Source organism: Dysgonomonas sp. GY75 (assembly GCF_015234155.1).
Lineage (GTDB): Bacteria > Bacteroidota > Bacteroidia > Bacteroidales > Dysgonomonadaceae > Dysgonomonas > Dysgonomonas gadei.
Genome location: NZ_JADCLQ010000036.1, coordinates 499,129 through 521,707, shown reverse-complemented (window position 1 = coordinate 521,707; position 22,579 = coordinate 499,129). Strand labels below are relative to the sequence as shown.

Genomic DNA, 22,579 nt, shown 5'->3' with positions numbered 1-22,579 from the left:
TACCAGGTTTGATAAATTGAATTACAAGGGGTCGTAACAGACCCCTTGTTTAATAATAAGTAATTGATAATTATGGAACCTTTACGGTCTTGATATCCGTATAATTATATTTCTTGTACGTGTCGTCACAGCAAATACCTATTCTCACCCAATAAGTAGTGTTTGTATATTTTACAGCCATCGAGGTTTTGAAATCTATAACGGTTCCTTCCTGATCGTTAGTGATTTTCTTTGTGCCGTTGAACAATTGCCCGTCTTTGTTATTGTTGCCGCAATATTGGGTTGTAGCAACACATAGTATGGCATTGTTGAGATTAGGCATATTTACACCTTCTTTGGCGTTACGTTTGAAACGGACAGAGGCCTCTATAAAATTATCCGATGTCAGTACCGGCTCTTTTACCCATTCTATGTCGAGGTAAGGTATCACAGTGAAATCTTGGGTAGAGATTCCTTTGACCTGTACATTCTCGCCTTCTGTTTTGTATGGGTAGAAAGCTCCTTCTACGGGAGTCATGCGATACTCTCCGGCAAACCATTTCGTATTAATATAAGTACCGTCCTGTCTCATGTTCAGATACTGAGGAGTAATGGCTATGCTTTCATTATCGCCGGCCCAACTCAGTTCTTCCATCTTGATCCTCATATTTCCATTACCCTGTTCTGTTTGTAACAGGTTTCCGTTATGATCTAATATTTTACCCTGTATCGTCGCTTCGGGTGCGTCATAGTTGTCTTTTTCGCATGAAACGAAAATGCACAATGCAAATATCAGGGGAATTATATAAGTAATTGACTTTTTCATATCTGTCTGATTTTTACAATTAATATTGGTTGTTTTGTTTCAATAGCGGATTCGTTTTGATCTGCCCATCAGGTATTTTTTCATAATAATACTTGGTAGCAAATGTGAGATTATTATTGGCCCTTTCAGATACACGTGCATCATATATATATTTACCTTCCGGATTACCGTTTTCGTTTACAGTTGCCCCTTTGGCGAACAAGAACGGATTCAGCATTCTCCTGCGATAGTTATATATCTGAGTATCGAATGTGAACCAGCGGCGTAAATCCCAATATATCTTGTGTTCGAATGCAAGCTCTTTGTAACGTTCCACGCGGAGTATCTGTAACGCACGGTTAGGAGCCTGAACGAATCCCCCTTTACCGGCGCCTTTTTCATAGGCAGGGGCAGTAGAAAGTTCACCACTACTGCTCAGCAGGTCTGCTCCGGCTCTTGTCCTTATTTTATTTATAGATTCGTAGGCATCATCTATCATATTTTTACCTCCGTAAGTAGCTACTCCGTTCTGTGACAATTCTATGGCAGCTTCCGCCCGGTTCAGCAAAACTTCCGCATAGCGGATATCTATCCAGGTCTGATGTGATTCGTGCAGTTTGGTGGCGCCTACAGTCAAATCCATACTCAGCCATTTTCTTCCGTGAAAACCGGTAATGGTATTATTTGAGCCTCCGTTTGCAGGGCCATCCATGCCATTTTTATTCAGTTTTACCCCATTTGCCAGTTCGTATGGTTTTTGTTGTGTAATATTCTCTGTGGTTTCCAGAATATTATCTTTCCAGAAACTTCCGCCAGTAGTAGAGTACGATTGGGTATTTTGTCCATCATCTATACTCATTTTCTGGATCTTTTCGGATGGGTCTACTGTTTCTTTGATGATGCCCCTGCGTATATCCAGCTCTATGCCTTTGTATGTATTTCCCGGTAAAAGGATAGATGCCCTCAGGCGAGGTTCGGCATTTTGGAATAGTTCGCGTGAAGTATTGAATACAATGTAATTGTTATCGTCATCTGTTGTCCTTATTTTGCCTGTAGCAGGATTTATAGGTAATCCATCGAATAATTCCACCCAGTCTAAAGTAACATTGTAGCGGTCGCCATATGTAGTGGTCATGCGTGGTGGACAATATACGGCGTCGAAGCTGTGACGATAATTTATATAATCGTATTGTCTTATAAATATCGATTCGGGGCTATCGTCAGCCTTTTGCCATATATTAGCAAAATTGTCTTCGGTAGGGCCACCCTCTGCTTGTAGCAGTTTATATCCACCTTTTTCTACAATAACAGATGCATCCCATGCTTGCTGGAAGTAATCGTTAGCTCTTGCTTCGGGTATTCCGCATAACATTACACCCTCTACAGAATAATTGTATTTTTGTCCATAGCGGGCTATCGAACCGGCAAAGTTCGCAACGCGGCTTTTCAGGGCGGCAGCTACATATTTGTTGGCTCTTCCTGCCGCACTTTTTGCTGTCATATTTTCGATAGCATAGTCCAGATCGGCTAAGATAAAATCATAACTTTCTTCATGGCTGTTACGTGCCACCCACAGAGAACTTTCGCTGTTTTCGCCCTGAGGTAATGGCTGAGGTTTATCAATCAGAGGTATACCTCCATAACGTTTGGTTAACTGAAAGTACACATAAGCACGTATAAAACGAGCTTCTGCTATCCATGATTCGGCTCCATCCAGTTGACCGATGTAGGCTGGCAGATTCTGGATGAGGGTATTTGCCTGACGGATAATCTGATATCCCTGGCTCCAATATCCTTTTTCGGGGATGTATATACCCGTATTGTTTCTATTGCCTGTTTCTCCGGTACTGAGCATAGGCCATACGATATTGTTCCAGTTATAATAACCGCCTTTATCTCCTTCCTGGCTTACATTAAAATCATCCATTGGCAAATGGTTGTATAAACCCACCATATATGCTTTTATCCCAGCTTCATTGTATATATCCTCGTCGGTGAGTATGTTTGTCGGAGGAATATCCAAGTCTTGACATGCTCCCATAAACAGGAAGGAGAAGACCAGTAATATATATTTATAATTTTTCATATTGTTTTCTTATTATAATAACTAGAAAGTAATGCTTGCTCCAAAATTAATAGTTCTATTAAGTGGATACATATATCCGAATAGCTCTGTAGGTCTTTCAGGATCGACACCTTTTACCGATGTTATGGTGAACAGGTTATATGCGTTTGTATATATACGCATACGTTTGATTCCCACTTTTGAGATCAGAGATGCAGGCAGGGTATAGCCGATCTCGGCACTTTTCAGACGCAGATAAGCTCCGTTCTGGATTGCAAACCTTGAGTTTGTGTCATAACCGATAGCACCATATGCGTAGTAGCCGCTTACCCATTGGTTACTCGGGTCGAATGGATCTTTATTCGGGTCTGACGGATGCCAACGATCCATCATCATGTCTAATGCATTGCCTTCCCACAGTAGAGGCATAGATAATTGTTCACCATAGGCGACATAGGACATGGCCGACCCCTGGAACATGAGATTCAGATCGAAGCCTTTGTAGTCTGCAGAAATATTCATACTGAAGTTCATCAGAGGGTAATTGCGCTTGTCCTGAAGGTCTGCTTTACTTGCATCGGTGGTAGTGGCTATAGGATATTCGTCCATACCGTCGATAATACCGTCACCATTCCAGTCTTCATATATATAGTCGCCCGGAAGGGTTCCATTGCCTGTGAATATAGGTGAGTTTGCTATCTGATCATAAGAAGTGTAACGTCCGTTGTCACCTTTTCCGAACCAAATGTCATTGTAGCGATAAGCCAGGTTATTCCTCCAGTAATCGTATGAGTTGCCACGTGTTGCCGATTCCACATAGCGATTCATAGATCTTGTTATAGAGGCTATGCCGGTAACATTGTAGTTTACCTGTCCTATCTTGTTACGGTGTCTGAGTTCCAGTTCAAATCCTTTTGTCCTGTCACTGTTGATATTTTCCTGGGGCATAGTAGAACCGAATGTTCCGGGAAGAGATATCAGACGGTCGGCAAGCAAGCCGTCACGATTGCGCTGAAACAAGTCGATGGAAAAGCCGAACAAACCTTTCCGGAAATCTGCATCAAATCCGATATTCAGGGTTTTTACAGTGTACCATGTAATATATGGATTGGCTACGGAGCGGAATCCTAATCCATTGATAAAGTCTCCGCCAAAAACATATCCTTTAGGATAATTATCCTGAGTGTTGCCATCTGTATTCGGATAGTTGTAACCGCTCAGGAACTGATATTTGGCGGCGCTGTCATCTCCCATTTTCCCGTATGAAGCCCTGACCTTCAGATTGTCGGCAAAAGGAATAGCACTTTTTATGAACTCCTCTTCCGATAAGCGCCAGCCTACTGACGCACTGGGGAAAAATCCCCAGCGGGAATCTTTTGGGAACTTGGATGAACCGTCGTAGCGAAAGCTAAATTCGGCGAGGTACTTACCTTTATAATCATAGTTGAATTTTCCGACCAGACCGGTAGAAGCATATTCGCTTATGCCGTCGCCATTTCCGATCTGGTTTGTAGAGTTACCTGCAAACAGATATGGGATAGGTATCTCAAGATCGCGCTGCGCCCATATATTGTCGCCCTGATTGTATGACTCTTCCCATAAGAGCAATCCGCTAACGTTATGCGCTTGTGCAAACAACCTGTTATAGTTTAATGACAGCTGCCATAGTCTGCTATACGAGGTGTTGTATCTACGGTATAATCTGGATGGTACATTTTTAGGCACAGCTGTGTATATGCCTGTGGCTTCGTCATAATTATATTCATTATATTCTTTCGTATATTCTGTGTTGTCGTCTATAGTCGTATCATAACTGAACAAGCCTTTGGCAGACAACCCTGTAATGAACGGGATATCATAAGTCAGATCCATTGTTGACTGAAAGAGCCTTTTCTTATTGTTCACATAACCCGATACATCTGCATCTGCCATAGCTACCACATTCTGTATATCTCCGTTCGGTTTGTCATAATATCCGGCACGATTGTTGGCATATACAGATTCTGAAGGGATCGAACGCCATAGAGTTTTGTATATTTCCCATGTAGAAGCACGCGGGCGATCTCTTTGATCTATGATCCCGTTTAGTCTCAAAGAGGCTTTCAGGTTTTTGATAATCTGGGCGTTCAGGTTCGAACGCAGGTTGTAGCGGTCATAGTTCAGGGAATTACTCTTGAAGAATCCGCCTTGTTCGGTATAACCGAAGTTTACATAGTAATCGACCTTGTCGCCACCACCACTTACAGATACATTGTGCTGCTGTTGGGTCGCTGTGCTTTTCATTACCTCGTCATACCAGTCGGTACTTACTTTTTGGCCGGTAAGGTATTCATTAATCTGGTCCTGACTGAATGTAAGTTTTGGGTCGGTAGTGCTGCGCATGCTTCTCTCATTAAACAGTGTCATACGGTTTACGGCTCCTACAGGCTTTAGTTTTTCTATCGGGTTTTGAATGCCATAATACATCGAATATTCGATCTTGGCTGTTCCTTTTTCCCCTTTCTTTGTCGTTATCAAAACCACACCATTTGCCGCACGTACGCCATATACGGCCGCAGATGCATCTTTGAGGACAGAGATACTTTCTATATCATTCGGATCCATACGGGAAAAATCTCCACGGGGTACACCATCCACAACTACCAACGGATTACCGAAACCACGAATGTCGAACTGGTTATTGAATTCTCCCGGTTCCGATGTTTTCTGAATCACACGTACCCCGGCTATTTTTCCTGTTAACATGTTCTGTACATTCGAGTTTTTTGTTGCCATCAGTTCCTCGCTGTTGATAGCTGCTACTGATCCTGTCAGAGTCGCCTTTTTCTGGGTACCGTATCCTACTACTACAATTTCGTCCAGCATCTTCTGATCTTCTTTTAACACGATATTGAAACTCACTCTGTTTGTAATATCTATAGTTTGTGAAATGAATCCGACATACGATATTTTCAATCTTTGTGTGTTGGCAGGGACATTAAGGCTGAAGTTTCCGTCACTATTGGTAACAGTTCCCACAGAAGTGTTTTCTACGGTTATACTGGCGCCGATAATAGGTTCGCTGGATTCATCTGTTATCGTACCTGTAATAGTTTTGATATTTTGCGTATATCCTAAATGGATAGAACTGATAAATATCAGTAAAACCGCAAACATCCTTAAGTGAACTTTTCTTTGATAAAAGGGGATGTATTCCTTCCCTTTCTTTAAAAAATAATTTTTCATAGGCATGAATTTAAAGATTAATAAAATATAACCGGGCAGAGTTATTTATTGCAAAAGTGCATGTTTAGGCCTAATGAGACGGTTAATGATTTGGTTAATAGATTGCGAAATTTTGACTTTCCTTTAGTTTTTAGTCAATCGGGATGTTTGATCTTAAATATAACAGTCAGACAGATGTTTTCGAAAGCACTTCCGATTATAGAAGAACACGCCAAGAATAAATGAGATATGTATTTTTATGCCGAAAGTTTATCTATACATTTTTTTAGCTGATAGCCGGTAGCTGTTGGCTTGTAGATCTTTGAAAGATTGATTAGCCGATTTGTAAATTAGCATATTAGCAAATGAATGAAAAGGTGTTACGTTTGTTACTTTTTAACAAGTAATGAGTTTTAAGTAATGAGTACAAAGTTGAAAGAACTGTATTTATGTTTACCCTAAAGTCTCTTGTGCGATAGCCTAAGCTAACGGCTGATAGCTATCAGCTAAAAGCTGAAATATGTGTTACCTTTTAACAAGTAATGAGTAATGAGTTTTAAGTAATAAGCAATAAGTTGAAGAACTATATTTCTGTTAACTGATGACTGCTAACTGATGACTGAAAAGACTGTTACTTTTGTTACCTTTTGGAAAGCTGTAGGGGCGGAAGATATTCCGCCCGCGATGACCAACGGGCGAAAGATCTTTCGCCCCTACAAAAACCATAAAAAAACTGTCAGATGTGTCAGATTTTAACTGAATACAGTTAATAAACGTAAAGATAGTGATGGGTTAGTCTTTATATGAGAATACTGATTACTGTTTACTGAAAATTTTGTCAGATGTGTCAGGTTTTAACGATATATGGTTAATAAATATAAATAAGGCGATGGCTAAAATTCCCGATTTTCGTGCGTTTTCCCTGGAATATGCCGGGTTCTACCGTAAATCTGTTATTCTTATTTTATATTCCAGGCCTCTAAGAAACAAGAGTGGGATATAGCTCTTTCTCTCTACCCGGATTGGGAAAGAAATGCTTAAATTCCCTAAAACTTTTACAGAGCTGGTTACAGGCGGGAATTGTTTCGCAGGTAAAGTAGTGTGATTTTAACTATTACCGTTGATAATCTGATCAAAAGAATATTCAAACTCTGTTCCAAACAGTATATTATATTCTTTGGTAAATGCTGCATATGCTTTTTGGGCAAGCCTATTTCTTCCCATTTTTACTAAAAGAGAACACTTTAGCCGAAGTGCGTCTTCATTTAGTGAATCATGGATGAAAATGGTATCAGCCAGAGTGATAGCTATTTGGGGGTTTAATCTTATTTCAGTCTTTTTTGATATATCAAGTAAAAGATCGACAAGTGTATTCGAAAAATCAGCTTTGAACGGGTCTACCCACTCTACTTGGAGGCTGGGTAATAGTTCACCTGAGACTATCGACAAGAGTTTTACTATATCATTGGTATCTGTTTCTTTATTTTTAGATAGTTTATCTATGAGATAGAGTGCCTGTGAATAATCACAATAAACATCGTCTCCGAATTCGACAGTCCAGTATGAGTTATTACTTTTTATGTTTATTTGTCCTACCAGATCAAATATCATTCTCAGCTTGTTAAGAGATACACCTCTATTATTTTTCGCACTCTCTTCGGTTTTGTCAAACCATAATGTGTCTTTTAGTTTTACAGACGATATTCCCTTTCCACCTTTGAATGTATGCAGCAAAATAAGGGTGAACAGCTGTTTGAGCATAGGAGAAAACTCTTTTGTGATATCATTTCCATCTTTGTCGATAACACAAAATTCGCCGAATAGGGATATCGACTTGTTCCGTTTCTGGGGACTGATAGGTTTTACTGCAATATTGCTGTAATCTTGCAGTTGGTCATTATTTTCTGCATATACCTGTTTTTCCCTGTTATAATGAGTATAGATAAATATTACAATACATATTAGTAGAATAGCAAACAGGAATGCACCTATGATAAACGGCCGGTAACCGGATTCGGCGCGATCTTCCTGATATAACTCCTCTCTGGATTCAGGTGGGAATGATAGTGTGTAGATAGATACGGTATTGAGGGTGTCCCCGATGCTACCAGGACCCGAGGTTACTGCCACCAGTCTGTTTTTTTGTTTGTCCAGATACAAATCTGCATATGATTTATTATCTTCGAAATTAACGGGAATGCTGTCTCCAAGTACTTCATATTCGGGTTTGTCTATCGAAAATCTTAATAGTGTCATTTTTGTATGAAACTGCTGCAACGGATGGCTTAATGCATAGAATGATCTGTTGGCGATATCTACTACAATAGAATTTGCTACTACAAAGTTATTCGCCGGAGGCTGTAGCGTCCATAGTTTTTTCGATTGCAGAGTTTGTGCATCCACTTCATACAGGTCGTAAAAATACTGAGGTGATAATTCCTGATTCCCTGTTTGGTTACCATATCCTCCGAAAATTAAGAAATGATCATCATCAAGTTTACCCAAGCCACTCAGATAGCGGGGCTGAGGATTATCTCCTTCCAATTGATTTTTTTTCCACGTATGGGTTTCGAAGTCATATATTCGCAAGTCATTCTTGTATTTGTGATGCCCGTATCCGCCGAAAAGATAGAGGGAGTTATCCTTGTTGGAGATAAAACGATTGTGATGCCAAAAGTCGGGTGGCAACTTTATATCCGGTATTATGTCCCATTGGTTCTTAAGGGTATCGTATAGCAAGACGTCTTTTTCTTGTTCCAATTCGAAAGTATAGCTGACATATTTTCTTATGACGGGGTTGTATATAAGGTTGTTGGATTGTACGATATACGGTACGGAATTATTTACCTTTTTCCGGTCTATCGTATTGGATTTTAGATTATACTTATAGAAATATGTCTGGTCATATACAGCTATTTCATTATTATCAGGATTATAATTGATCATAGGTCTCAGCTTGGTAGTAAAGGAAGTCTGCATTTGCCAGAATATATGCTGATTTATGATCCAGTCAGGGTTCTCACATACAGCTTTATGATGTTTTATTTCATCGTAAACTCCGTTTGATGTGTATTTGTTTAATACCCACTGATATAATGTTTTCTTATTTTCAGTTGTGATCTTTATATTTTTCAGAGAGATAGCGGGGATGTCGGTCACCTGAAATCCCTGATAGTTATTCTTTCCAAATACTATAGAAACATGGCGAAACTCATGTAATGATTCTATCTGTTGTGTGTATGATTTATCTCCTATTCTGGCAGTCAGTGTATTAGTTTTAGTATCTATGTGAATATCAACAAATATCCATTTGCTATAGTTTATTCGTGCCTCTTTAAATACTTCACTGAAAATCTCACCGGATGAATGAGCCATTAAGAATTTAGGTTCTCCTGTATTCTTTTTTTCGTTGAGTAAGAAATCTATATGTTGCCCGTTTTTATTGATCATCCGGAATACATAGCCAAATGGATATAGCGCAGCAGAATCTATTTTCAGATCAAACGAAAAATGATAGTTTTCTGGCAGGGATAGTGGTGTGTCAGGCGTAAGATTCAGGCCTGTACGTTTTTCTTTTTCTACTTCGTATGATCTGAATTTTAACCCGTATTCCACATCCTGTGCAATTACACAGGGTATAATATGTAGTATCAGGCAGTATAGTAAGATGATTTTTCTTAAAGGAAACTTCACTATATTATATATAAGGTGTCTAAATACTTAACAAATATATTCTTTCTTGCTGTTTGAATACCATTTTCAGAGTTAATTATTTAAAGAAAAGTCAATATTTATCAAGAGTGCGCTATTGCCCACACCCATCCGATTCTTGATTTTTATATAGTATTAGATAAATTTTCCTTAGTCTTTTTTCGAAATCATTAAATCCTGGCTCCATCATATTATGGATGATATTGAATCAGAATAGCATAGTGATTCATAACTGCAAATTTTAAGTTTTATCAAAATTAAATCAAAGGAGAATCTTAACAGAAAATATATAGTTAAAGAATGTAAATATTTTGTTTGTATTATATAAACCGCCTTAAAGTCTTATGAAGCTCTTCGCTAATCTATTCAGTAGAAATGCTCTATGTTATAAACATTGATCCTGGCTCTTAATCACAAAATCCAATAAGTATTAAGGGAAATAAGTATATCATGGAATTAATATATCAAGAGTAAGGTGTTTTGTTATAAATAGTTAACTGCTATGCAAGCATGTATTCATTACCCGTTACACCCCATAAATGGATAACTAGTCCTTTTCAATAGGTCCTACCTTCCTTATATGCCCGAACAGAAGGTTATAATAAAAACAGGATAAAGAATAACGCTCTTGTATGCATCTCCAATAGTTTTTATCTTTTCTTCATTGATTCTTTCTATAAATATGTTTTATAACATATTTTTGTTCTATCTTTGTACTGTGTTTTTCATGGTATTAGATTTAAGGTTAACAATGAAGATTGGCTGTCGGGATGACAGTCTTTTCTTATTTTAGGGGATAATGACCCCTGTTCTTGCCGGATTACCAAAGCTTTACTTTTTAACTTCGAAAGTAATAAGAACACCTTTATGATCGCTCGGCCAATGATTATTGAACGGTAAAATAATCGGATCTTTAGCCACTTCTTTATCCCTTTTTCCTTTTACAATACAACCTTTTGGGCCGAATAATTCCGCCTTCTTTACTACCAAATGCTTATCGGGATAATAATATACGAAGTCGATACGTTCCCGTTCATCCGCATCGGGAACCCATGTTATCGCGTCAGGTTCAACATCTTTATTGTTGGCCGGGAATGTGAAGCCCGGATAATTTACTACATCCGGATGTATCTCCCGGTAAGCGTCCTTAAATCCGCTCCTGTACAACAAAGAAGAGACACCCCAGTTTACGATGCAGCCGTTGTGACCGAACATATTCGCTGTTCCGGCCTGCCAGTCGAGATGGGACGGTTCATTGAAATCTCCGGCATAAATAACCAGAGCCCCTTTCGAGATTTCAGTCCTGGCATCATTTATAAAATCCTGAGCCGACTCGATACGTCCCGATAGATTACAGACCTCCAGTATTGTATCCACATCCGTGATCGGCGCTTTCAGCTTGTTCCAGTTCTTACTGCCGTCGTTATAACCTCTCGGATAATAACACGTGTAGTATCTGTATTCGGAATGTGCCGGATAAACCGCGACGCGCCTTCCATCCACATTGAGTACAGCCTTGAATTGCCACTTGTTGACCCGTTGCTGCTCGATGATAGGATATTTGCTTATAATAGCCCGTCCGTCGATGCGTGCACTATAATAATGAATATTGTTTTTTTTTAATTCAGATATCAGTTTGGGCATTACAGGGTCGTCGGCATCTCCTTTGTATAGTTCGCAAAATGTGGCTACATCAGGCTTCAAACCTATGATTTGATCTGTCAATGCCTGAACAGCATTGGGTACTTTAGTACACTCGACCCAAATATTAAGTTGCAAGACGGTGAGTTCTGTCACGTTTTCCTTATCATCTGTATCTGGATCCGGCTTAGATGTTTTTGAACAGTAAGTATTGGATAAGAAGAGGATAAGTAGAGAAAATGTCAATACTATCTTATATATTAGAGAAAATATTCTGGACATGGTTGTGCTGTTTTTAATAGTAAAAAAAGATAGTACCATTCCCGGTTATTATCAAAAACAGCCATTCCTGATACTATCTTTTGCAATAAATATTAAGGCTTAATTTCAAACTTGATTAAAAGGCTCGAACGCGGTTGATCCAAAGAAAGCTCCAACCCTTCGGATAGTTCACTGCCCTTTTTTATGAGGACAGCACCGGTATCTTTATTCGTCAGCTGATAGCTTTTATCTGCGTTTAGCCCCTGTAACTTTATCATATAGGTTTTGTCAGGAGAGTCTGGTCTGCGAAAACCTACAATATATCCGCTGTCGTCCGATGGGCGGTGCAACTGGTATACCATCCAGATAGTGCCGGCAGTGATATCGACGTCGCCTGATCCGCTCAACGGATAATAATCTTCATAAAAGTAAGGACGTATTTCATTGAATTCGGCCTGTTTGTTGCGCATATCCACTACATTGTAGCTTCCTTCTGTCACTTTCCAGTTGTAGATAACAGATGTGCCTAAACTGGAGCGGAAGGTATATGAGTCGGCTTGTTGTACGCCTGTGCCATGCAACGGCAAATAAAGTTCGAGTCCGTAAGTATGGCATTGCGATCCGGTCGGTTCACCGTAGTTATAATCAGTCCGCCATAGGGCGGCGCTTCTGGATATACTTTCCAGGTCGATCCGCCGCCCGCCGCTGGCACAATTATCAATTATCGTATTCGGAAATCTGTTTAATAGGTATTCCCAGAATTTGTAAAGGCCTTCGATATAACGTATCTCGCAAATTCCACGGCGTCCTTCTTCATCATTGTTGTACCAGAAACCGGCCGGTTCTATGTTAAAGTCCTGACGGTAATAATCGATTCCGTTCGTTTCCATAAAGTCGCCTATAAATTTCCCCAGCCATTTACAAGCCTCCGGATTTCCCAGATTGAACAGAACGGCGTCATGCTCTCCATCCTTTTGCCATTCTTCCTGCTTTACTGAGCCTTTCGCATCCAGCATCCACAGAGGATGTTGATTTGCCCAGTCCGAATTTTTCATCACACGTTCGGGTTCGAACCACACCATGAATTTTGCTCCTTGTTTGTGCACTTCATCTGCGATGGGACGGAATCCGCGCGGGAATCGTTCGGGGTCGATAGTCCAGTTCCCGACAGTATTAGCCCAGTTTTTCTTACCTGCAACATCGGCAGCTTTGATATACCATCCCGCATCCAGCCAAAAGATGTCAGGGATCAGTTTATATTGCGCATAGCGTTTAATCAGGGCGATAGCATAATCTTCGGTCATACATGTGTATTCGTTGCACGGGGCGGGGTCGCCGTAATTGAAACTGGTCGATACCGGATAAACCGTCGGCTTGCCATCCTGCTTCCATGTATAATGTTCGAGAACAAGCCGCCGGAAGGCATTGTGCCCTACAAAACGATTGTTACCGGACCAGAATAACAGGCATACCTTCGGGGTACGGATTTCCTCTTTCGGATAAAGGTATGTTTTTAAGTTTACCATACCCGTTTTTAGGTTTGTCCTGTTGTCTGCCTCAGCCTTTACTTTGGCAAACCATGTGCCTGTCCAGCCGATAGCAGCTAAGACGCCTCCCTGTCCTTTGGGAGCCTGTATGTTGAAGAATGGGAACGCGTTCTGGGAGGAACGTCCTCCGTATGGCTGCATGCAGACACTGTCGTTCGGTTGCATGACTTTGATCCTTTGATGAAAGTCTTCTTTCGATACATGGCTACCGTCGGCATAATGCAGTTTGAAATCTCCGTTCTCTTTGTATGCAAATGTGACGTCGGAGGCGTTGACCGATGATATTTCGGCGGTGTTTTTATTGCCTGTGTTTATAAAACGAAGCACCCATTCCACCGCATTGTAATCTGTGAAGCCTTTTACTTCGCATTCTACCGTGAGTCCCGATGCAGGGTCCCTGTATGAATAAATACGTCTGATGATGGACGGATCATTCTCCTTGATAGTTTTTACGCTGTAACTCCAATGTTTTATGAAAGTACCGGAATGTTTTCCTCCGTAAACAAACGAGAAAGGCGGAGCGGCTCCTTTCCTGAAATTGGAGGAAATCCATTTATTTATATCATTCTTATTATCTGTTATTTGTGTTGTCGATTGTCCTGTGACAAAAGACGAGACAAATAATAATAAAATCAGATAAACTATGTTTTTTTTCATTATATATTTTATTTTTCAATTTACAACTCAATATATCAGTAAACAGTTGACAATATTTTCACGTAAAGATGCAAAACCACAAAGTCCGACTCATAATTCATAACTTATTACCGTATTTGTGTTTATTAACTAGATAGTGTTAAAATCTGACACATCTGACAGTTTTTCCATTATTTCTATCTTGTAATTTTTATATTCATTAACTGTATATAGTTAAAAAGTAACAGTTGTTTTGCTATTAGCTAACAGCTTTTAGCCGTTAACCCTTTCTTATATGTCGCAACTTAAAAACTCCGTGTTACTTCTTATACTCCGTGGTTAAAAATAAAAAGGTAACAAAGGTAACACCTTTCCTCTTGTTACTTTTTCCGGCTTTTTAGCTATCAGCCAACAAATAATCTTTTCAAGGATCGCTTTTATATATAGATAAAGTATTCTGCTCTTTCTTACACGCTTTTCTAGCAGTTCCCTATTCTATACACTTATATTTTATCAACAGCGATTGGTTGGGTTTATCCAATGTCAAAACAAATTCGTTGGCAAGCTTATGCCCGTCTATGATGACTGATTCGTTTTTATCCAAATCTGTCAATTCATACTTCTTATCTGGATTAATACCGGAAAGTTTCACCGTGATATTGTTTCTTTCCGAGGCTTTGCGGCGAAAAGCGACTATGACGCCGCTGTTATCTGACGGACGGTTCAGTTGATATGCCAGCCAGATATTATCGAGGGTGGTGTCTTCTATTCCCGTTAACGGATAATAGTCTTCGTAATAATAGGGGCGGATATCCCGAAACTCATTTAAGCGGGCTTGCATCTCATATATCGAAAAGCTCTTATCCGTTATTTTCCAGTTGCAGGTCAGACAGGTGCTCATACTCGAACGGAATGCATAGGGGTCGGTTTGTAAAATACCCGTTCCATGTAGGGGAAGGAAAAAGTTCAGTCCGTAAGTATGACATTGATAACCATCGGGGTCGTCGTAATGGTAATAATCGCTTCGCCACAGAGGCGCGCTTCTTGGAATAGTCTCCATGTCGATACGTTTTCCTCCACTGGCACAATTATCTATAAACAGGTTCGGGAAACGCTTGAGCAGATAGTCCCAGAATTTATACAGATTTTCAATATGACGTATTTCTTTCATCCCGGTTCGCCCTTCTTCCTCATTTGCCGCCCAATAAATATCGGGATGCATATTAAAATCCTGACGGTAATGATCCACCCCGTTCTCTTCTATCATATCGCCGATATATCTGCATAGCCAGTCGCAGGCTTCGGCGTTGCCTAAGTCAAACATCAGGTAAGTATCATCATTGTGTCCGGGGATATCCAGCATCCATTCGGGATGCTCCACTGCCCATTGCGTACCCCTAATCACACGTTCAGGTTCGAACCATACCATGAATTTTGCGCCTAACTTATGAGCTTCTTCCGAAATAGGCTTTAAGCCTTTAGGAAAGCGTGTGCTATCTACTGTCCAGTTACCTACTGTGTTAGCCCAGCTTTTTCCGTGTTCCCAATCCGCGGCTCCGGTATTCCATCCGGCGTCGAGCCAGAATACTTCGGGCATTATATTGAATTGTTTATAACGCTTCATCATGGCTGTCGCGTATTCTTCGGTCAGACCTGAATATTCGGTATAAGGGGCAGGGTCTTTGTAGTTGAATCCTGTAGCCAGAGGGTAGGGGGCATTCTTTCCATCTATCTTGTGTGTCTTGTGACTCAACACAAAACGGCGAAACTGATTGTGCCCGTCCATCCTGTCGTCGCTGTTCCAATACATGAGTGTAATGCTTGGTGTGCGTATGCTTTCTTTTCCATACAAATAGAGGTCCATTGTTTTCATCCCCGATTCTATGGATATTCTTTTTTCTTTTTCGCAGCGGATATCTGCATACCAGCTACCGCTCCATCCTATACCCACAAATACGCCCTGCGAGGAGGCCGACTCTATATTGAATATAGGCAGATAATCTCCTTCGGATGAACGGCCGTTGATCGGCTCCATCGATTTGCTATCACCGGGTTTTAGCGTCAGCGTACGGGGATGGAAGTCATATTTGGATATATGGTTTCCATCTGCGTAATGCAGGTTGAAATCCCCTCCGGCGGGATATTCCATCTCCATATCTATGGCTTTCACCTGTTTGAGGTTTTTTGAATTGGCGGCACCCATATTTGTGAAATGGATTGTCCATTCCAGCGCCTTGAAGGCCGGATATCCTTTAATCTCACATTCAATCTTCAATCCGGTTTCCGATTCTGTATAAGTCGCCAGATACCGGACAACCCCCGGTTCATTGCCGGGTTGTTTCTCTATGGAGTGCTTCCATTTGCGGATAAACTCTTTCGATGAGATTCCGCCGTATACGAAGGAGAAAGGAGGAGTCTTCCCTTTGGCAAACAGAGCTGATACCAGATTCTCCACATTGACGGGAGCTTTTGTTATCTTAGCCGTAGTTTGTCCTCTCGAACTGATTGTTGCGCAGATAAAAATGAGGAATATAATGATTGTTTTACTGCAAATATTTTTTATCATGAAACGTTTATTTTGTACAACAGATTTGTAATGTTTTTTATTGATTCCAATTTTTCTATTTACTGGTTTTTCTGACGATGCTGATCAGCCACAACATATAGCACCATATGGCAGCTATGAGAATGATCGCCGATACCTGAGTTTTGAACGCGTCTGTGACAACGCCTAGTACAGGAGGCAGGATAGCTCCCCCCGAGACTCCTACAATCAGCAGGGCCGATATTTCATTTGCCTTTTCGGGAATGCGCTTCAATGCCAGCGAGAATATGATCGAGAACAGGTTGGCGTAGCCCAGACCGAAAACCGCGACACAGGCCAGCGTTACCCACAGGTTGGCGTTGATGCATAGAAGGATTAATCCTGCTAATGCTATCCACACACTGTAGATAAAGAACTTCGATTCGGAACTTTTCATCAGCAATATCCCGCCTAAGAAAGCGCCCACTGTACGGGAAAGAAAATATACGCTATTGCCCATACCTGCGTCTTCGACCGAAAGCCCGGCTTTTTCCATCAACAGCTTAGGGAAAGTCATATTCATTCCTACATCGACACCGACCAGTACGAGTATCCCGATAAAAAAGGCTACGATATATTTGTCCTTGAACAACTCGAGTGTGTTTTTTATCGAAATATTTGATTTTTCACTTCGCTTGTCTTCTATCGGGGTGAAGCACAGCCATATGAAAGCAACGAGAGATAGCCCGGCGTATATAGGGAATATCATTCTCCATCCCAGAGTGGAACCTACTACCGATGCTGCCAGAATAGGGCCGATAAAGGAACTTACCGCTTTCACAAACTGCCCCAGAGTAAGGGTGCCGGTCAGCTTATCGGAGTTTACAACATCGGCTACAAGAGGGTTGAGCGATACCTGTAGCAATGTGTTGCCGATTCCGATCAGCCCGAACATAATAAGTACAGTAGTAAAATCGTAAGCGGCCAGTGGCAGGCACATAGCCAGTACATGAAATGCAAAACTTATCAGCACTGTTTTTTTTCGGCCTATCTTGTTCATCAGCATCCCGGTAGGGATAGATAAGATCAGAAACCAGAAAAAACAGGATAGTGATATAAGGTTCACCATGGAATCGGTGAGATGACTGAAGTCATTCTTTACGTAATTTGTAGAAATCCCGATGATATCTACAAATCCCATAATGAAAAAACCGAACATCACGGATAGAATTCTTATGGCGGAAGTATTATTTTTCATCCTTTACAAATTCGTTTGATTAAAGCTATCCCGGACTAATTCCGGGATAGCTTGGAATGTTTTGATTATACTTTTAGTTGACCGTTTTTAAAAGCTCTCCATAGTTGCCCGTAGCTGCATTTGTCCAGTTATAGTATTCGACACGCACGCCGGCTTCGATTGCTTTCTGTACAGGGTTTACTCCTGAGTTCCATGTACTGCTCCAACCTCCGTTGTCGGCGGTTTCTACTTTCAGTATGCGCGATTTGGACGTATTCGTTGTAAAATCGAAAGCCAGTTTATCGCCACTCTGTGCCCATGTAGACCAGGCATATCCATTGCGTATATCGAGATACTCTATCGGGCATCCTGTGGCTATGAACCGGATATCATAGTTGCTAAGCAATGAAATACCACGCATATCTATATGTGTCAATGCAGTATTGTTGCTTAGGTCTATATCTCTCAGCCACGGCTGGTCTTTCGTTACAAACGAAGTCAGTCCTGCATTTTTCGCCGATATGGTTGTCAGGTTGAACCATCCGGCCATGTCTATCTCGCTTATATTGTTGTTGTCACATACCAGGTGCCATACGTCGTCAAAATATTTCAAACCGTCCAGCGATGCTATATTTTTGTTCGATATATCCAGCTTGTTAGCCAGATTTGTAGGCAATTTGGCATTTCTGGCTTCACTGATTATAATATCATTCCCACTGAAAGCCTGAGGACAATAACCTTTCATTATAGTACGCAGATTGGCGTCAGGCATTGCTGCCGTACCTGTATTCCCCCAATTGATTTTGTCGAATACAACTTCCCGGTCAAGGCCTACTGTTGTTACCTTCACTCCCGACAAGCCGGCAGTTCTTACAGATGTAGACCTGTTGAACATATCCATGTGCCAGAACCAGATGTTGCTCACCAGTAATTGACATTCCTGACTGGTATCGAAGTCAAACTTGAAATTGTCGAACGAGCCAAAGCACATACAGTTGCTGATATCCAATTTGCGGAACTTGATATTGTCCAATACAATACTAAGCAATGCCGGGCATTTACTCAGGTCAAGCTCCGTAAGGGGATTGTTACCCATGTATAATGTCTGTAATGTTTTAGACTGTATATTCATGCTGGTAATATTGCTGCTCCATGCAAAGATGCTGACAATACCATTCATTCCAATTAATTCGATATTACCAAGGTTATTGTCGGTAGCCCAGAGTGTTTTCAGTTTAGGGAAGTTTTCCAAACCGCTTAAGTTGGTAATTCCTTTACCCGAAACATTCAGTGTTCCACCTTCGAATTCGAAGTCAGCCGCTACGGAAAGTTTTAGACTGTCCTGAGCGTCGAAAAGCTGCGGCCCTATTACTTTCAAAGAATTTCGCAGATTTACATCCGCTACCCATCCTTTAGGCAACCATTGCTGCATGCTACCCAGCGATATCTCTTTATCTCCTCTGATGAGCACTAATGAATATCCGCTTTCCTGTGCATTGAGAGGGAATAAGAACTTCAGATGGGAAGATGTCACTTCTTTTATTTCCACATCTATGTCGAAAGAATTATCAAGCGGTTTGAGTAACGGACGCAAATGCAGGCGGTCACCGGACTGAAAACCACGTCCTTCGATTGTCACTTCCGTGCCTTGAATACCATCTTCATATTCGGGAATAACAACGCCGGATATACCGAACGATAAATCATATTCGGTTACATCATCGCAACTCCAAAAACAAGTTAGCGAAACCAATAATATTAATAATCTAAACTTATGCATCTTATTCGGTTTTAATTATTGTTTATTTTTGAACTAATATTAATACACTGGAGCGCGGAATGCTGAATGAAGCCCTGTCTTTAATATTGATAGTTTCCGAAGATTGGATGAGATCATCCCCGGCAGGAAGACTTCCTTCAATGTATTTGTATGCAGCGTATTCTCCATTTGCCTGAGATTTACTGTTTATAATTTCTACCGGCTTATTGTGTTCCGAACCATTGGCAAAAATATACACCCATTTATTATTCTCGTTCAGAATGGCCGTTCCGGCAACAAGGTCTTCATTCAGATCCAACGGGAACACTTCCGCGTTCTTTTTGATAAAGCGGGTCAACATGCCATATGCATAATAATGCGGTCTGACCTCATAGTCTTCTTTTATAGCGTTATAAATTTCCGGGTCGGGTTCATAAGCTTTTTTTACATATTTCCACAGGCCGAGCTGCTGCATTTCCGAGTAACTGCCATTTCTGCTGTAATATTGATCTATCAGCGACCAGTAGCTTACGCCTGCTGCGCTTCCGTTAAGCAGGTTGACCGCAATACGGGTCAACAATACTCCCCGTTCGTATTTATCAATATCCAATTGACGGGAAGAGCCCGAAGTCTGATTGGAGCCGAACTCGCCGATAAAGTGTTTTTTTCCGTTCGACATGGCTACATTGTTTTTTTCCCAGTTAACGATGTCTGCATTCGGCGTTGTGTATCCGAATATATAAGTATGGGTATTAAACAAATCTGCTTCTGCCTGTAGAGTTTCACCACATGATTTTAGATAATTCGGACTGCCGTCCGTATTATCCGACAGATTGAACCGGACTTTGTCCCGAACACCCATAGCCTTAAATTTTGCATCCAAAGCCTTTGCCATAGGAGCGTATTGGTCAGGATGGCTGTCCGGCTCTCCTTGCCACATTGTTCTCCCGTAATTGGCTGTATGGCTGTCCGGTTCGTTGAAGGGAGTTATCGCTTTCACACATGTAAAACCTTTCGTTTCGATCAGGTATTTGACCAATACCGAAAAGTTTTCTGCAAATTCTTCATATTTGTCGGTTCCGCAGACCCAAGGCGCATTCGGCCTGCTGTCGCAAAGAAAATGCTTTCCGGTCGGTGTCCCTGCTATCAGGTCCATGTTCACAGGGCAACCCCATAAGACAAGTGTTACTTCTCCATCGTTCTCCTGTGCCAGTTCCAGTACTTTATACAATGACTGCATCTCCTGAGAGTCGAATGTGAATTTACTCATATCCGCAACATTGGGATCATCGTTGTCGTTCAGCGGCTCCCACCAATGAGGCTGTACCATTACGCGGAAGTTCTGGATACCCATTTTCTTTACTCGTTCTTTCACTATATTCCAATCCTCAGCTTTTGATCCGTCCTGTGGACGGGTTAAGTTCTGAGAGAAGAAATGCGGATCCAGTTCGACTCCCATTCCTACCAGTTTTACTCCTGTCGATTCTTTCACTTCCACCGGATAAAAATTGGATGGAATACTATTATAACCTTCATCTATATTCGAGCAGGCACTTGAAATGGTTACCATGCTTAAAGTCAAACCTATAAGGAAGGTCTGTTTAAAATATTTCAGTGTTTTCATTGATTATCTTTTTATAAATTCAGTTATTCAAAACCCAGTTGTTTTTCTATCGCTTGAATCAAAATATGTATTACCTGAATATGTATCTCCTGTACCCGGTCGGAATAATCGGCCTTCGGCGCAGCCACCACAACATCTCCCAAAGAAGAAAGACGATTATTGCCGGTAGAGGTCAGAACCAAAACTTTCATCTTTTTCAACCGGGCGCTTTCTGCGGCTTTTACGATATTACCCGAGTTACCACTGGTACTGATGGCCAATAACACATCTCCTTCGTTCCCGACTCCTTCCACATAGCGGGAATATATTTCATCAAACGAAAAATCATTCCCTACACATGTTATGTATGCAGGATCATTTATTGCAATGGCAGGCAGGGATGTTCTGTTTTTGCGGTAGCGTCCGGTCAGTTCTTCTGCGAAATGCATGGCATCGCATAGCGACCCTCCGTTTCCGCAACTGATTATCTTATTTCCGTTCGCCAACGCTTCGGACAATAGTGCGGCAGCCCGTTCGATTGTATCTATTGTTCCGGGATTGTTCCAGAATATATCAGCTTCTTTCAGTATAGCTTCAGAGCTTTCTATTATCAAATCTTTCATAAAATTGTTTTTAATCGATTAAATTGGCAGCTATGGAAAGGGCTGCATAATCTCCGATATTTTCCCCAAGGGCAGACGGAACTATCTTACAAACTACTCTTGCACCTTCCAGCGCTTCCTTTGATATTTGTTCCAATGCGTAAGGCTCCATCATATCCTTGTTGCGGGCATATATGCTGCCGATGGCAATAAGCTCGGGATTTAGAATGTCTATTAAAATGGCCAGCCCTTTTCCCAAATAAGACGCAGATGTTCCATACACTTTCAGGGCGAGTTTGTCGCCTGCGTCGGCGGCTTCGGCAACCAGCTTGGCAGTTATCATATCTAAATCTTCACGGGACGGGCACCATGAAACATGGCCTCCCCGGTTCATTTCATCTTCCGCTATGCTACGGGCCAATTGAGCAATTCCTCCTCCGCTGGCATATCCTTCAAGCGAGCCTTCTTTGCCATATCCTATAGGCCCGTTTTCCGTCAAACGGATATGCCCTACTTCTCCTGCGTTGTCGTTTGTCCCCGAATATAAAGAGCCATTAAGAATGATTCCCGCTCCAAGTCCTGTCCCGCATGTAAGAAAGATCATGTTTTCTGTTCCTTTGCCGGCTCCAAACTTCCATTCGGCTAATGCACATGCATTGGCGTCGTTTTGTAATCCGGCTTTTATGCCAAGCTGATCTTCTATGATTTTCACGATAGGTATGTTATCCCATCCCGGCAGGTTGGGCGGAGACATAACCATCCCGGATTTGCTGTCGAGTGGTCCGCCGCAGCTAATACCTATGGCGCGGACTGTATCGGCGGTGAGATTATAGCGTGCCATCATTTTTTTTGCTTCGCTTATTATATTGCTGATAGTCTCTGTAACTACAGTAGTTTCTATTCTTATTTTATCTACTATCTGTAAATCAGAACCTATTCTTTTTCCGTAGACGATAGCACATTTAGTGCCTCCTATATCAATTCCTAATAAATTATCTTCCATAT

12 protein-coding genes are annotated in these 22,579 nt (G+C 41.2%); all 12 read right to left on the bottom strand.

Annotated elements, in window-relative coordinates; all coding sequences use genetic code 11:
- Positions 1-70: 70 nt before the first annotated feature.
- A complete protein-coding gene (locus IR083_RS14365) occupies positions 71-805 on the bottom strand; it encodes a DUF3823 domain-containing protein (protein WP_194224840.1) in 735 nt (244 codons plus the stop codon).
- A gap of 19 nt (positions 806-824) precedes the next feature.
- Positions 825-2,870, bottom strand: coding sequence for a RagB/SusD family nutrient uptake outer membrane protein (locus IR083_RS14360; RefSeq protein WP_194224839.1), 2,046 nt, complete (start codon positions 2,868-2,870; stop codon positions 825-827).
- Between the two features lie 21 nt (positions 2,871-2,891).
- Positions 2,892-6,074: a SusC/RagA family TonB-linked outer membrane protein gene (locus IR083_RS14355; protein WP_242052425.1), complete on the bottom strand. Its 3,183-nt coding sequence runs from the start codon at positions 6,072-6,074 to the stop codon at positions 2,892-2,894.
- A 1,086-nt stretch (positions 6,075-7,160) separates the two neighbouring features.
- On the bottom strand, positions 7,161-9,668 hold the full coding sequence (locus IR083_RS14350) for a kelch repeat-containing protein (protein ID WP_194224837.1): 2,508 nt from the start codon (positions 9,666-9,668) through the stop codon (positions 7,161-7,163).
- Positions 9,669-10,595: 927 nt separating this feature from the next.
- The gene (locus IR083_RS14345; RefSeq protein WP_199343236.1) at positions 10,596-11,687 is read right to left on the bottom strand and encodes an endonuclease/exonuclease/phosphatase family protein; all 1,092 of its coding nucleotides are present in this window, start codon (positions 11,685-11,687) and stop codon (positions 10,596-10,598) included.
- Positions 11,688-11,779: 92 nt separating this feature from the next.
- Positions 11,780-13,870, bottom strand: coding sequence for an alpha-galactosidase (locus IR083_RS14340; RefSeq protein ID WP_194224836.1), 2,091 nt, complete (start codon positions 13,868-13,870; stop codon positions 11,780-11,782).
- 469 nt (positions 13,871-14,339) lie between these two features.
- The gene (locus IR083_RS14335) at positions 14,340-16,415 is read right to left on the bottom strand and encodes a glycoside hydrolase family 36 protein (protein ID WP_194224835.1); all 2,076 of its coding nucleotides are present in this window, start codon (positions 16,413-16,415) and stop codon (positions 14,340-14,342) included.
- 55 nt (positions 16,416-16,470) lie between these two features.
- Positions 16,471-17,631 carry an MFS transporter gene (locus IR083_RS14330; RefSeq protein WP_410492880.1) on the bottom strand — a complete coding sequence of 387 codons (1,161 nt, stop codon included), beginning with the start codon at positions 17,629-17,631 and terminating at the stop codon, positions 16,471-16,473.
- A 73-nt stretch (positions 17,632-17,704) separates the two neighbouring features.
- Positions 17,705-19,390, bottom strand: coding sequence for a hypothetical protein (locus tag IR083_RS14325; protein ID WP_194224834.1), 1,686 nt, complete (start codon positions 19,388-19,390; stop codon positions 17,705-17,707).
- 22 nt (positions 19,391-19,412) lie between these two features.
- Complete coding sequence (locus IR083_RS14320; RefSeq protein WP_194224833.1) at positions 19,413-20,993, bottom strand: cellulase family glycosylhydrolase; 1,581 nt, start codon at positions 20,991-20,993, stop codon at positions 19,413-19,415.
- A 23-nt stretch (positions 20,994-21,016) separates the two neighbouring features.
- On the bottom strand, positions 21,017-21,595 hold the full coding sequence (locus tag IR083_RS14315; protein WP_006800035.1) for an SIS domain-containing protein: 579 nt from the start codon (positions 21,593-21,595) through the stop codon (positions 21,017-21,019).
- Between the two features lie 10 nt (positions 21,596-21,605).
- Positions 21,606-22,577: an ROK family protein gene (locus tag IR083_RS14310; RefSeq protein WP_194224832.1), complete on the bottom strand. Its 972-nt coding sequence runs from the start codon at positions 22,575-22,577 to the stop codon at positions 21,606-21,608.
- Between the last annotated feature and the right edge of the window lie 2 nt (positions 22,578-22,579).